This is a genomic window from Pseudomonas sp. SZ40, assembly GCF_052958135.1.
The window spans coordinates 66,324-79,511 of record NZ_JBQWIF010000009.1 but is presented as its reverse complement, the minus strand read 5'-3'; the positions used below and the strand labels follow the sequence as shown (position 1 = coordinate 79,511).

The following is a 13,188-nucleotide window of genomic DNA, read 5'->3' as shown; positions in this document are numbered from 1 at the left end:
CGTGACGATCACTGAATCGGAAGCGAATCCGTGCCTTCAGGCTTCATCGCGGTCCTGGGTCGCGGCTTCCTTGTCTTCGGACTTTTCATCCTCGGCTTTCTCGCCATTGAGCCACGACTGGGTGGACTCCTGAGCACTGTCTATCTGCTCGCTGAGTTGCTTCGCGGAATCGCTGAAGGTGTCCTTGGCAATTTGCGCGGCACTTTCCTTGGCGTCTTCAACGGCTTTGTTCGCCGCGTTTTCCGCGGCATCGCAGCCACTGAGCACGATGACGCTGATGGCACCGATAGCCAGATACTTCATTGCGAACTTCATATACGCCTCACTCATCGATAGTCGAAACGAAGCTGCTCGTGCAGCCCTCGAAAACGCGGCGATTATGGCGATGGCGAATGTAAAAAATTCGTTAAAACAGCCGGTCCGAGGCGCCCGCCTTTGTATCGACATATGTGGGGCCATCAGGCGTTCGAGACGTCGACCTGGCCTGAACCACGCTAGCTTATGGCGGGATGCAAAGGCCGCTCCCCCAACCGCTCTACCAGCCTGATCAGGTAGCCGTCGGGGTCCTGGATGAGCAACTCGCGCTGGCCGACCTCCAGGGCGTCAACCCTGTACCAGGTATCGGTGCAGCCTCGAAACAGGCTGCAGCCCGCCAGGCCAAGGCGATGGATGACGGGGCCGACTGCGGGAACGTCCACCTGCAGATTGATGCCCCTTCCGAATGGCCTGGCCAATGGCGCTGTGAGCCATTGGCCTGCCGAGACGTCAACCTGCTCGAGCATGACCTGAGCGCCATCCAGATCCAGATAGGCGAATCCGTCTTCGGCCCGCTGGTACGCCACCCTGAACCCCAGGCAGGAGACCCAGAACGCCAGGCTGCTTTGCAGGTCGGTGACCATCAGTTCGGGGACCAGCTTGTTGCGATGAAACATGAGCGGCCTCCATGCCATCAAGGGCGATCGTCACACTCGCGGGGCATTCCAGAAACAGAAAAACCCGCTTCATGCGGGTTTCAATGGAGATCAATGTCTGGTGCCGGAGATAGGAATCGAACCTACGACCTTCGCGTTACGAGTGCGCTGCTCTACCGACTGAGCTACACCGGCGGGAGACGCATTATTCAGCAGGCCAAGCACGCCACTCAAGCGCTTTTTCGCCGGCACGGCACCTGCTATCAGCCGACCAGTTCGATACGGTCTTCGTGGATATGGATCAGCCCCTGCTTGTACAGGCCACCAATGGCTTTCTTGAAGTTGCCCTTGCTGACCCGGAACATGGCGCTGATACGTTCCGGCGAGCTCTTGTCGCTGAGCTCCAGAACGCCGCCGCTTTCGCGCAGGCGATCGAGAATCTGCTCACTGAGGCCACCGGCTGCCTGCTGACCGATCGGTTGCAGGCTGAGGCTGATCTTGCCGTCGCCGCGCATCTCCTTGATGAAGCCGGGTTGGCGAATGCCGGGGCGCATGAAGCCGATCACTTCGTTCTTGTGGATCAGCCCCCAGTGCTTGCCGTTGATGATCGCCTTGAAGCCCATGTCGGTGGGCTCGACCACCAGCAGATCGACTTCCTCGCCAGCCTTGTAGGTGGCCGGCAGCTTGTCCAGATAGCGGTCCAGGCGTGCGGTCGCAGTGATGCGACGGCTGCGTTTGTCGACGAACACGTGGACCACGCAGTAATCACCAATCTGCAGCGGGCGCTTTTCTTCGGAGTGTGGCAGCAGCAGATCCTTGGGCAACCCCCAGTCGAGGAACAGGCCAACGCGATTGATGTCGACCACCTTCAGGCTGGCGAACTCGCCGACCTGCACTTTGGGTTTCTCGGTGGTGGCGATCAGCTTGTCTTCGCTGTCCAGATAGACGAACACGTTGAGCCAGTCTTCCACCTCGCTCGGCGTCTCCTTGGGGATGTAGCGTTTGGGCAGCAGGATTTCGCCATCCGCCCCGCCATCCAGATACAGACCGAAGTCGGTGTGCTTGACGACCTGCAAGGAATTCATACGTCCGATAACAGCCATGGTGCCTACCCTCATTTTCAGGCCGGCAGTTTACCCGACTCGCCCGCCGGATTCTCGGCTGTGCGGACCAGGTGCGACGCATTTTCTGCCCACTGGTCATTGAATGAACAGCGAAGCGCCTCACGGTGGTACAATAGGCGGCCATCTTGATTCTCGAGTAGGTTAAATGGCCGTCATGCGCGTCAAAGCATCCCAGAGCAAAGCTAAACCCGCCCCAGCGGTGGAAACCAGCGAATCGATCAACGCCCAGATAGCGGCGTTTCTTCAGTCCGGTGGCAAGATCCAGGAAATCGCCAAAGGCGTGAGTGGCCAGACCAACGGTCCAGCCAGCCGCCACATTACTATCGCCAAGAAGTAATACCGGTCTGTATCGGCCTGTAGCGTCTGCGTGCCAGGCGCCAGGTCGGCAACCCTCCCCTCGCCCGTCCGGGCAATGATTTGAACGACTTATTTCTCGTCTTCGCCGCTTGTCGCTGGCGATGAGCACACGCATGTTTCAGAATGATGACACCCGCCTTCAGCGCGGTCGGTTGCTACCGACTCGGCGTCGTGTCCGCCTGCCATGCAGTGAACCGATGGGCCAGAGCGCGAGCGGGCATGTCGATCACTGGCAACTCCCCGAGGAATATAAGTGCGTTTTTTCAGCCCATGGCTGCAGCGGCCTGTCAGTGCTCTGACGGCGCTGGTTGTCCTGTTCATTGCTCTTCCGCTTGTCAGCCGCTACACCCTGGGCTGGTCACACCCCTTCGGTTACCTCTCGGACCTGGCCATCGGCAGCCTGCTGCTGTGGCTGGTCATGCGCCGCGGCCTGCTGCTGGGCATCCCGCTGATTATCGGCTGGGTGACGCTCAACCTCGGCACCGTGGAATTGGTCAGTGCCGTCGGCCGCATGCCGGAGCCGGCAGACCTGCACTACCTGACCGATGCACAGTTCCTCAGCCACTCGACCCAAGGCGGCGGCCTCACTCATCCCTGGCTGGCTGCCGGGCTGATCGCGGCTGCCCTGGCGTTCTTCGTGCTCCTGGCCATCGGCCGCAAACAGCGCGCCAGCAAACCCTCGCCCGCCTGGCTGCTCTTGCCGCTCGGCCTGCTCGCCGCTCATGGTATCTATCAGTACCGCAGCCCCAGCGAAGCGGACCAGTGGCTGCAATTCAACCTGCCACACAAGTGGCTGGCGGAAGGCATCAGCGCCGCGCAGATCGGTGTCGAAAACTGGATCGCCAGGGGGCAGCCAAGCAGCCCGCCAGATGTGACCGGGCTGACCCGACTGGACATGGACGGCACCTCGCTGCTGAGCGAGCCAGGGCGCGCGCGCAATGTTCTGATCATCACCCTGGAGGGCATTCCCGGCGCCTACATCGCCGCCAGTCGCCAGGCCATCGGCAGCAGCTACCAGGCCGATCCGATGCCGCGCCTGAGCCAATGGGCCGAGCGCGGCATGCTGACCCATGATTACGTGCTGCACGGCCACCAGACCATTCGCGGGCTCTACGCGATGCTCTGTGGTGACTACGACAAGCTCGCGTCGGGCACGCCGAAAGGCATCGAGCTGCTTGCCAATGCCGAGCGCAGCGCTCAGTGTCTGCCCGCGCAACTGCGCGAACAGGGTTTCAGCACGCACTTCCTGCAGGGAGCCGGGCTGCGCTTCATGGCCAAGGACCAGATCATGCCACGCATGGGGTTCGACAAGACCCTCGGCCGCGACTGGTTCCGCAACACACCGTATCTCGACTTCGCCTGGGGCATGGACGACAAAGCCTACTTCGAAGGCGCGCTGACCTACGTCGACGGCCTGCGCAAGCAGAAAGCGCCGTGGATGCTGACTCTGCTCACCGTCGGCACCCACCAGCCCTACTCCGCCCCAGCCAACTACCTCGACCGCCACCCCAGCGCCAAGCAGGCCGCCATCGCCTACCTTGACGACGCCGTTGGCGAGTTTCTCGAGGCGCTCGACACGCGTGGCGTACTCGACGATACCCTGGTGATCGTCACCTCCGACGAGTCCCATGGCATCGAGAACGTACGCCTGGCTTCAGCCTGGGGCTTCAACCTCATGCTCGCGCCGGAGCAGGCCCAGTTGCCATCGATCAAGGGCGGCGTTTACGGGCATGTCGACCTGACCGCCTCGGTTCTCGACTATTTCGCCCTGCCCTTGCCGGCGGATATCGCTGGCCGCTCGATGCTGCGTGACTACGCCCAGGGCCGCGAAATCATCTCCTATACCAATGGCCTGCTGCGTGAACACGACGGCCACGGCACGCTCACCGAGTGCAACTTCCAGCAGGTCTGCCGCCGTTATGCCAGCCCGGGTTTCATCGCCGATCACGCCGACTACCTGGGTCGCGTCAGTGGCAAACCGGCGCGCCTGGTGAGTCAGCGCGCCGAGCTGCTGGATCGCTCGCTCAGTGATGGCCAGGGCAACCAGTTGCTGCAGTTCGCCAGCAACGAACGCATTCGCCTGCGCACCACACCGGGCGACGACTGGGCCGACAACCTGATCGGCGCCCAGTACCTGGAGTTGCCGAAGGGCACGCAAACCACGGTGACCCTCAAGGTCAATGCGCTGAAGATGGCCAAGTCGGGCGCCACGCTGCGCCTGAAGACCAAGGAGTTCGATCGCGACGTGCTGATCAACATTCCGGAGATTCCGCTGCTCAGGGAGGGCCAGCCACTGGAGCTCAGCTTCTCCTTCGACAACCTCGATACGCGCAAGGCATTTTCCTTCCACCTGGTGGGTGAAGGTAAGGGCTCCATCGAGATCACCGATTTCAGCGTCGAGACGCGGCCGATGGAAGCCGAACTGCTGGCTGCCCAGGCAGAGGAAGAAAGCGAGGAGCTGGCCCAGTGAGCGACGCGCGTCGGGCTCAGTAAATCGCGTAGCGCCGTTCGATTTCTGCGTACTCGCCGCTCGCGCGAATGGCGGCCAGCCCGCGGTCGAAGCGATCGCGCAACGCCTCGTCATGCAGCCCCAGGTGGTAGGCCGTGGCGGGAAACAGCAGGTGTTCGGTGACTGGCTGACCGACATCGACCTGGGCATACACCTCGCGATTGAAGTAATGCAGGATGCGCCGGTCACCGATCACCACATCCACACGCCCGCTGTAGAGCAGCCGATTGCGGGCGACCTGCTGGGCTTCTTCGTGATAACGCGGATTGCTCTCGGCCATCTGCCGAAAGTCGTCGCCGAGCAGGAAGCGCGCACGCTGGAAGGCGCGAACCGAGTAGTGGCGAAGATCAGCGATGCTTTCGATGCGATAGCCCCGGAAGGCCAGCGACATGGCGACGTTCTGATAGTGGATGTAAGGCTGCGAATAGAAACGCGCCACTCCCCCCTTCGGATTGGTCGTGGTCATGGCGTCGATCTCGCCCATGCTGAACGACCGATGCAGGCGCTCCATGGGCGAGTAGTAAGGCTTTACCGTGAAGCCGGCGGCACGTGCTGCGGCGATTACCACATCGTACTCGAGCCCTCTGTTCTCTCGTTCGAAGACATAGGGCGGCTTGTGGGTGCCGAAGCCGATTTTCAGCTCTTCGGCCACACAGTCAAGCGCCAGCAGCGACAGCCCGACCACCCACCACTTCATGCGCATAGCTGCCACTCATCGGCTCCGTAGTCAGTTGGTATAGCGGGGTCGAATCAGGCTGTCCAGCACGGGAAATTGCCGCCCGTGCCACAGCTTACCAACGACTGCGTCAGTTACCGATTGTCAAACCAGCGTCGCCCTCGGCCCAAGCCCATCGAACACCTCTGGAGTGAGCGCCGCGAGACCGTGCCGATCGAGCACCTCGCGGGGATGTTGTTCTCCCGGGAAGGTACTGTCGATCATGCTCAGCAACTGGGAGCCACGCGGCGTGAGAATGAAGTTCTCGCCATTGCCACCCTCGCTTTGCGGTCGCGGGGCGATGAAGCCGCCAGCGAGCAGCTCGGCTTCGTAGCGGTCGGCCTGGGCCTTGAGCCCGTCGACATCCTTCACTTCCTGACCGGCCTGCTGCAGCGCCTCGGCCAGTTCCTCGGCACAGCGGCGCGGCACGAACGCCTGGCCAGCGCTGTTCTGCACATCGTGCAGGATGCGCTCGATGAGATCCCAGTTATGGGTTTGGGTCTGAGTCGTCATATCATCATCTCCCAGCATTCGGGCACCCGATGGGACTATCGGATGCGGCGCTCGCAGGCACCTGTAAAACTGTGACGTCGCTGCACTGAGCAAGGTTCGCCCTATCTGCTCGAACGCAGCCTGAACCAAGGCAAACGGCGCCAGTCTGAGGCGCATCTCCCCCTTCGCACAAAGGACTCACTCATGCTCCGCCGGCCACCGCTGCGCCCCGTTCTCAGCGCCCTGCTTCTGGCGACCATCGCGCCGTCGGTACTGGCGGCCGAGCCGCTGCGGCTCAAGCACCTGTACCGCTGTGAAGACGTACTGGATCGGCAGCGCCAGACCTTCTGCCTCGATGCCCGAGGCATGGCCAACGGCGAGCTGCAGGTGCTGCTCGATGGCAAGCCGCTGCCCGCCAGTGCCGTGGACCGCCGCGATGGCCTGCGCATCAGCCTGGACAGCAACGCTTACCGCAGCGGCCCGCTATGGCTGCAACAGGGTGACGCCGTCAGCAATCCGGTGTGGCTGTCCATGGCGGGCAGCCACGTGCTGGCAGCCAAGCCCGGTGAAGTGGCCAAGAACATGGATGGCCTGAGCACCTATGTCGACCTGGTCAGTGTGGTCATCGAAGAAGACGCCAAGGGCCTCGACACGGCCAGGGCTCTGGCGAAGAAATACGGCGCTGAAGTGGTCGGCGCGATTCCCCCGCTCAATACCTTCCAGTTGCGCCTGCCGGCCAAGGACCTTGTCCAGCGCGACGCCATGGTGCTGCGCCTGGGTAGCGAGTTGAGCGTGGACGCCGTGGTCATCGAGGAGTCCTCGGCGGAGGAGCAGGAGGCGCCGGCCGGCGAGTCCGCGGATGCTCATCTCGATGAAGAGGAATGGGCGGCGAACCGCTTCATCGACGCGGTGAACTACTACCAGCGGCGCATCCCTTCGAAACGCTCGCCCATCGACACCAAACCGGTACGCATCGGGCTGATCGAGCGCAATGTCGACTTCGACGCTCCGGACTTCAAGGATTATCTCGGCGCCGCCGAACGCGAGGGCCATACCCCTCACACCCGCCTGTACAGCCGCGACGCCGACAAACCCAACGGGCACGGCTCGACCGTGGCGGGTATTCTCGCCGCGCGCTGGGACAACGGCGGCAATACCGGCTTCCTGCGTGGGCTGGATGGCGCCGGCCCGGGCTTCGAGGTGATCGTCGACCGCAATTCGGATGCCGGCATCACCGCCAACATCGCGGCCTCGGTCAACCTGGTCGAAGACGGTGTTCGCGTGCTGAACTGGAGCTGGGGCATCCACCGCGTGGGCGCCAAGAACATCCATGGCGACGAGATCGATTCGCTGGTGCGCTCGGGCATTGCCATGAGCGGTTACGAGGAACTGCTGGAGGAGTTCTTCCTGTGGCTGCGTCGCGAGCACCCGGATGTCGTGGTGATCAACTCCGCTGGCAACGGTGCATCATTCTCCGGCGCCGACGATTACCGCCTGCCCTCCTCCTTCGTCACCGAACAATTGTTCGTGGTCGGCGGTCACCAGCGCAGCGAACGCAAGGATGTCGCGGTCGACGACCCGGCTTACGTCACCCGACGCAGCTCGTCGAACGTCGATACCCGTGTCGACATCACCGCTGCCGCTTGCGTGCGCGCCTCCACCGCAGAAGAAGGCAAACAGGGCAGCGTGCATTGCGGCACCTCCTATGCCACGCCGCTTGTCGCGGGCGTGGTTGCTTCACTTATGTCGATCAACCCCGAGCTGCATCCCGATCAGCTGCGCATGCTGCTGCGCCGCAGTGCAATGACCATCGGTGAGGAATTCGACTTCGAGCCAACCGATGCCGACGACCTGACGGCACCCATTCTGCCCTCCGAGCGCGGCTTCGATCTGAAGGACAAGGACATCGGCCGTTCGGCCAGGCTGGACATGCAAAAAGCCCTGGATCTGACGGTGCGCAGCCTGGACAGCGTGAAATAGCGCACTGGCCGAAAGCCTGAACCTTCACGCTTGGCGGGCACTCAATCGCAGACATGACCCTGCGAAGCGTGAGGAATTGAGATGATCAAACATATCGCGCCACTCTGCGGGCTGGCCCTGGCGTTGTATGGCGCTGGCCACGCCCAGGCCTGCACGGCCGACGAGGCCGCTGCCAAGGCTCAGGAACTGGCCGCCAAGGTCGAAGAGATCACCCAGCGCGATCCCGAACGGGCCGCCCTGTTGCGTGAGGAACTCAAGGACGCGGCGCCACAAACCGAAGCCGACAAGCTGGGCACCGATTGCGACGCGTACGACCAGCGTCTGCGGGAACTGGAGGAGATCGGCGGCGAGGTCGAGGAACAGATGGAGTGAGGCTGGCGATGACAGGCGCGGCATGCAGCGCGCCTGTCAGCAGCCCTGGCGCGTCAGGCGTCGGCGGAAGGCGCCTTGCGCTTGAGCGGTGCCAGGCCGTCCTGACTGACCAGGGTCGGCGCATCGCTCTTCGGCTTGTTCACCGTGTTGCGTTTGGCCGGCGTCTTCGCCGCAGGCTTCTTGGCGAGCTTCTTGCCGGTCTTCGGATCGATCTTTTTCTTCTTCGGGCCAACGGCCTTGCCTGAGGCCTTGAGGTTCTTCGGCCCCTGGTAAACGCCCTTGTGCTCCTTGATGCTGCGACGCTCGAAACGCTGCTTGAGGTAGCGTTCGATGCTCGACATCAGGTTCCAGTCGCCGTGGGTGATCAACGAGATCGCCGTGCCTTCGCTGCCAGCACGGCCGGTACGTCCAACACGGTGTACGTAGTCGTCGCCGGAGCGTGGCATGTCGAAGTTGATCACCAGGTCCAGACCGTCGACGTCCAGGCCACGGGCAGCGACGTCGGTGGCGACCAGCACCTTCACGGCGCCCTGACGCAGGCGATCGATGGCCAGCTTGCGATCCTTCTGGTCCTTCTCGCCGTGCAGCACGAAGGTCTTGAATTCCTTGGCCACCAGCTTGCCGTACAGACGATCGGCCTGGGCACGGGTGTTGGTGAAGATGATCGCCTTGTCGTAGGTCTCGTTACTCAGCAGCCACTCGACCAACAGTTCCTTGTGGTAGTTGTGGTCGGCGGTAATGATCTGCTGACGGGTCCCCTCGGCCAGCTCGCTGACTCGGTTGAGCTGCAGGTGCTCGGGATCGCGCAGCACCTTGCCGATCACCTCACGCAGGCCGGCGCCACCGCTGGTCGCGGAGAACAGCAGGGTCTGATGCTCGCTGCCGCACAGCTCCGCCAGGCGCAGCACGTCTTCGGCGAAACCCATGTCGAGCATGCGGTCGGCTTCGTCCAGCACCAGCATTTCAACGTCTTCGAACAGCAGGTTGCCGGCGTTGGCATGCTCGATCAGACGCCCTGGGGTGCCGATCAGGATGTCGATCTTGCGCAGCATGGCGGCCTGCACCTTGAAGTCTTCGCCGCCCGTCACGAGACCGGCCTTGAGAAAGGTGTACTGGGCGAAGCGCTCGACTTCCTTGAGCGTCTGCTGGGCCAGCTCGCGGGTCGGCAGCAGAATCAGTGCGCGCACGCTCAGCCTCTGCCTGGAATTACCGTCACCGAGCAGGCGATGGAGCATCGGCAACACGAAAGCAGCGGTCTTGCCGCTACCGGTCTGGGCAGTCACGCGCAGATCCTTGCCCTGCAGCGCAGGCGGAATCGCCGCCGCCTGTACCGGAGTCGGCTCGACGAAATTAAGCTCGGCCACGGCTTTGAGCAGGCGTTCATGCAGGGCAAATTGGGCAAACACGGGGCAACCTCGATGCAAATGCTAAATCAGCCGCATAGGTTACCGCGTTCGCGCTCCGGGGCCGAATGCTTTCTCCGAACGGATGGTTGAAAACTGTCAGATGGCCGGCCGCATGCGCCATTGTTTGATCAGTAAACGCCCACTGTCCCAGCCCACCAGCACCACTGCCAGCCAGATCGGCAGGTAGGTGAGGAACTGGCCGGGGTCGAACCGCTCACCCAGAAACAGCAGAGAAACCATGAACAGCAGCACCGGCTCCACATAACTGAGGATGCCGAACAGCCCCAGCGGCAGCAGCCGCGACGAGGCCATCATGGCGGCCAGGGCGACGGTGCCCAGCAGCGCCATGCCCGGCACCAGCCACCACAACCGAGGAAACTCGCCGAATACGTCGTCCGGCGCCCACTGCAGGATCATCCAGATGGCCAGAGGCGCCAGCATCAGCATTTCCAGAATCAGCCCGGACAGGGCATCGAGCCGCATCCAGCGGCGCAGCATGAAATACGGCGGATAGCCCAGCGCGGTGACCAGCGTCACCCAGGAAAACGCCTGGGAACGCCACAACTCATGCAGCACCCCGGCGAAGGCGCAGGCCACGGCGATCTTCTGCAGGGGGCGCAGCCGTTCACCATAGAACACCCGCCCCACCAGCACCATGGCCAGCGGCAAGAGGAAGTAACCCAGCGAAACATCCAGCATGTGGCCCGTGAGTGGTGCCCATACGAACAGAAACCACTGCACCCCGATCAGCACGGCCGAGAGCGGCAAGGCGGCCAACAGCAAAGGCTCGCTGCGCAGGCGCTGCAGGACGGCGAGCAGCACCGGCCATTGGCGCAGCACGGTGACCAGCAGCAATACCGCCGGAATCGACCAGAGCACACGCTGGGCGAACACCTGAAAACCGTCCAGCGGGGTAAGCATCTGCACGTACCCGGGGATCATGGCGAACAGGATCGAGGCGCTGACAGAGAACACCACACCACGTCCGGAAAGCGTCATTGCGCACCTCGAAGAGAGAAAGATCACCCACGCCATTCAGCCTATCAGGCGGCCGCATTGGCGGCGCCGAAACGGCGCGGGCAGACACGTCAGCGACGCTGCGCGAACGGCGGCGCACCATAACGGTTCATTGCCAGACAGACAATCACCCGCGCGGCCAAATCACAGGCAAAAAAAAGGAATCAACGAGGCGATTCCCTGAAAAGTCGCACCCAGGAGCGGCGGGTGCGCGTGGAGACGGCGATCAGATGACCTGACTGATACGTAGCTCGGCGGCTTCCAGCCCCCTGGCCATGAACTCGGCACCGAGGTTAAGGCCCTCGGCATGGATGAAGGTGACGTCGTGAATGCCCATGAAGGCCAGTACCTGACGCAGATAGGATTCCTGGTGGTCCTGGCAACCACCCTCGTAGATACCCCCGCGGGCGGTGATCACGAAAGCCCGCTTGCCATGCAACAGGCCGTGCGGCCCGTTTTCGCTGTAGCGAAAGGTCACGCCGGCGCGTAACACGTGATCGAACCAGGCCTTGAGCGTGCTGGGAATGGCGAAGTTGTACATCGGTGCACCCAGCACCAATACATCGGCGGCCACCAGCTCACCGACCAACCGGTTGGCACGTTGCAGCGCGTCACACTCGGCAGCGCCGTGGGATTCAGCGGGCTGCATCCAGGCGTCGAGCAGGCTGGCGTCGAGATGGGGCAGCGGCTCGATGCCGAGATCACGACGGCAGACAGCGTCGCCGGGGCGCTTCTCGAGCCAGTGCGCCAGAAAGCGCTCGGTCAGTTGTCGTGAAACCGAGCCGTGCTGTCGCGCACTGCTATCAATCACCAGCAACTGAGCCATGGGGTCACTCCATCGATAGTCGGGTATCAAACGATGGAGGCGAGACTAGATAAACGAGGTTCGATAATAAAGCGTAAATATCCACCACTAAATATCGATGAAGTTGATTTGTTCCACCGCAGCCCCTAGGCTGCTCGAAGCTCGGGTCACTGTGGCTCGCAGGTCAGTTGCACGCGCAGACGGATGATGCTGCGGGCGAATTTCACCGTCAGGTTGCCGCTCTGCCCTGCTGCCAGGTTCACGCTACGTGCTCTTGGCGCTTCCGGGCCATTGCGAAATACCGCTTTGCAGGACGCCGCCGCTTCACCGTAGTTCTGCACCCGCACCGCTGCCATGTTGTGGTCGATTTCCTGGGGGCTGGCCGATACCTCGGCGCCATTGAGCTGCTTCTCGAGTTCGATGGGATAGGCCTGAGCTGCCAGCGGCAGCAAGGCGATCAGCGCACAACAGAGTTTTCTCATGGCCAGCCTCCAATGGTGGGCCGTCAGTTTAGGGCCAGTACCCTGCCCGTGCACAGGGACCGGCGAAGGAGATGAAATGAAGGCCCCACGCGTAACCCTCGATCAGTGGCGCACTCTGCAGGCGGTGGTCGACCATGGCGGTTTCGCCCAGGCCGCCGAGGTGCTGCACCGCTCGCAATCGTCGGTCAGCTATACGGTGGCACGCATGCAGGAGCAACTGGGCGTGCCGCTATTGCGTATCGATGGGCGCAAGGCCGTGCTTACCGAAGCGGGTGACGTGCTGCTGCGCCGCTCCCGGCAACTGGTCAAGCAGGCCAGCCAGCTCGAAGACCTCGCGCACCACATGGAGCAGGGCTGGGAAGCCGAGGTTCGCCTGGTGGTCGACGCTGCCTACCCGAGCGCTCGCCTGGTGCGCGCACTCACCGCCTTCATGCCGCAAAGTCGCGGCTGTCGCGTACGCCTGCGAGAGGAAGTGCTGTCGGGTGTCGAGGAAGTACTCAAGGAAGGCGTCGCCGACCTGGCAATCAGTGGCTATAACATTCCCGGCTTCCTGGGCTCGGAGATGAGCCCGGTGGAATTCATCGCCGTGGCCCACCCCGATCACGCCCTGCACCGCCTGCAACGACAGTTGAACTTCCAGGACCTGGAAACCCAGATGCAGGTGGTGATCCGCGATTCCGGGCGCCACCAGCCCCGCGACGTCGGCTGGCTCGGCGCCGAACAGCGCTGGACGGTGGGCAGCCTGGCCACCGCCGCCAACTTCGTCGGCAACGGTCTGGGCTTCGCCTGGTTACCGCGCCACATGATCGAGCGCGAACTGAGCGACGGCCTGCTCAAGCCCCTGCCGCTGGAAAAAGGCGGCAGTCGCAGCCCGGTCTTCTTCCTCTATGCCAGCAAGGACAAGGCCCTGGGGCCTGCCACGCAGATCCTCACCGACCTGATTCAACGCTTCGATGCCGCGCCGCTCAACGCGGCCTTCGCCTCGCCGCCGGCGCTGGCCTGATCAGGGTTCGCCTGC

Annotated in this window: 14 protein-coding genes and 1 tRNA gene; 5 read left to right on the top strand and 10 right to left on the bottom strand. The window is 62.8% G+C overall.

The annotated features are described in order from the left end of the window. Window positions 1-36 precede the first annotated feature (36 nt). The 4 genes from ACT9T4_RS09775 to ACT9T4_RS09760 all read right to left on the bottom strand — a co-directional run bounded on the left by ACT9T4_RS09775 (window position 37) and on the right by ACT9T4_RS09760 (window position 2,014). Window positions 37-315 carry a hypothetical protein gene (locus ACT9T4_RS09775; RefSeq protein WP_042554404.1) on the bottom strand — a complete coding sequence of 93 codons (279 nt, stop codon included), beginning with the start codon at window positions 313-315 and terminating at the stop codon, window positions 37-39. Window positions 316-494: 179 nt separating this feature from the next. Continuing rightward, on the bottom strand, window positions 495-932 hold the full coding sequence (locus ACT9T4_RS09770; protein ID WP_042554405.1) for a VOC family protein: 438 nt from the start codon (window positions 930-932) through the stop codon (window positions 495-497). Window positions 933-1,030: 98 nt separating this feature from the next. Then, window positions 1,031-1,106: transfer RNA gene (locus tag ACT9T4_RS09765), tRNA-Thr, on the bottom strand. A 68-nt stretch (window positions 1,107-1,174) separates the two neighbouring features. Then, entirely contained in the window at window positions 1,175-2,014 is an 840-nt protein-coding gene (locus ACT9T4_RS09760; protein ID WP_042554406.1) for a CvfB family protein, read from the bottom strand. Window positions 2,015-2,180: 166 nt separating this feature from the next. Here ACT9T4_RS09760 and ACT9T4_RS09755 point away from each other — a divergent pair, with 166 nt between their 5' ends. Both ACT9T4_RS09755 and ACT9T4_RS09750 read left to right on the top strand, forming a co-directional pair. Beyond that, window positions 2,181-2,372, top strand: coding sequence for a PFL_1563 family small protein (locus ACT9T4_RS09755; RefSeq protein WP_175154230.1), 192 nt, complete (start codon window positions 2,181-2,183; stop codon window positions 2,370-2,372). A gap of 273 nt (window positions 2,373-2,645) precedes the next feature. Further along, window positions 2,646-4,862 (top strand): LTA synthase family protein, encoded by a 2,217-nt coding sequence (locus tag ACT9T4_RS09750; protein ID WP_499116706.1) that lies wholly within the window; start codon window positions 2,646-2,648, stop codon window positions 4,860-4,862. A gap of 16 nt (window positions 4,863-4,878) precedes the next feature. On the opposite strand, the gene ACT9T4_RS09745 is transcribed toward ACT9T4_RS09750, so the two are convergent. Both ACT9T4_RS09745 and ACT9T4_RS09740 read right to left on the bottom strand, forming a co-directional pair. Continuing rightward, entirely contained in the window at window positions 4,879-5,604 is a 726-nt protein-coding gene (locus ACT9T4_RS09745) for a substrate-binding periplasmic protein (RefSeq protein ID WP_499116705.1), read from the bottom strand. Window positions 5,605-5,721: 117 nt separating this feature from the next. After that, entirely contained in the window at window positions 5,722-6,129 is a 408-nt protein-coding gene (locus tag ACT9T4_RS09740) for a transcriptional regulator (protein WP_499116703.1), read from the bottom strand. Between the two features lie 183 nt (window positions 6,130-6,312). Between ACT9T4_RS09740 and ACT9T4_RS09735 the strand changes: the two genes are divergently transcribed. Both ACT9T4_RS09735 and ACT9T4_RS09730 read left to right on the top strand, forming a co-directional pair. Beyond that, window positions 6,313-8,088 carry a S8/S53 family peptidase gene (locus ACT9T4_RS09735; RefSeq protein ID WP_499116701.1) on the top strand — a complete coding sequence of 592 codons (1,776 nt, stop codon included), beginning with the start codon at window positions 6,313-6,315 and terminating at the stop codon, window positions 8,086-8,088. An 81-nt stretch (window positions 8,089-8,169) separates the two neighbouring features. Further along, on the top strand, window positions 8,170-8,460 hold the full coding sequence (locus ACT9T4_RS09730) for a hypothetical protein (RefSeq protein WP_042554409.1): 291 nt from the start codon (window positions 8,170-8,172) through the stop codon (window positions 8,458-8,460). A 53-nt stretch (window positions 8,461-8,513) separates the two neighbouring features. Here ACT9T4_RS09730 and ACT9T4_RS09725 read toward each other — a convergent pair whose 3' ends face one another. From ACT9T4_RS09725 to ACT9T4_RS09710, 4 genes are all read right to left on the bottom strand, one after another. Then, window positions 8,514-9,866, bottom strand: coding sequence for a DEAD/DEAH box helicase (locus ACT9T4_RS09725; protein ID WP_179538644.1), 1,353 nt, complete (start codon window positions 9,864-9,866; stop codon window positions 8,514-8,516). Window positions 9,867-9,962: 96 nt separating this feature from the next. Further along, entirely contained in the window at window positions 9,963-10,865 is a 903-nt protein-coding gene (gene rarD, locus ACT9T4_RS09720) for an EamA family transporter RarD (protein WP_499116698.1), read from the bottom strand. Window positions 10,866-11,109: 244 nt separating this feature from the next. After that, window positions 11,110-11,709 (bottom strand): FMN-dependent NADH-azoreductase, encoded by a 600-nt coding sequence (locus ACT9T4_RS09715; protein WP_499116696.1) that lies wholly within the window; start codon window positions 11,707-11,709, stop codon window positions 11,110-11,112. Between the two features lie 146 nt (window positions 11,710-11,855). Next, window positions 11,856-12,170 (bottom strand): hypothetical protein, encoded by a 315-nt coding sequence (locus ACT9T4_RS09710; protein WP_042554413.1) that lies wholly within the window; start codon window positions 12,168-12,170, stop codon window positions 11,856-11,858. Window positions 12,171-12,246: 76 nt separating this feature from the next. On the opposite strand from ACT9T4_RS09710, the gene ACT9T4_RS09705 reads away from it, so the two are divergent. Further along, window positions 12,247-13,173 (top strand): LysR family transcriptional regulator, encoded by a 927-nt coding sequence (locus ACT9T4_RS09705; protein WP_285403586.1) that lies wholly within the window; start codon window positions 12,247-12,249, stop codon window positions 13,171-13,173. Window positions 13,174-13,188 lie beyond the last annotated feature (15 nt).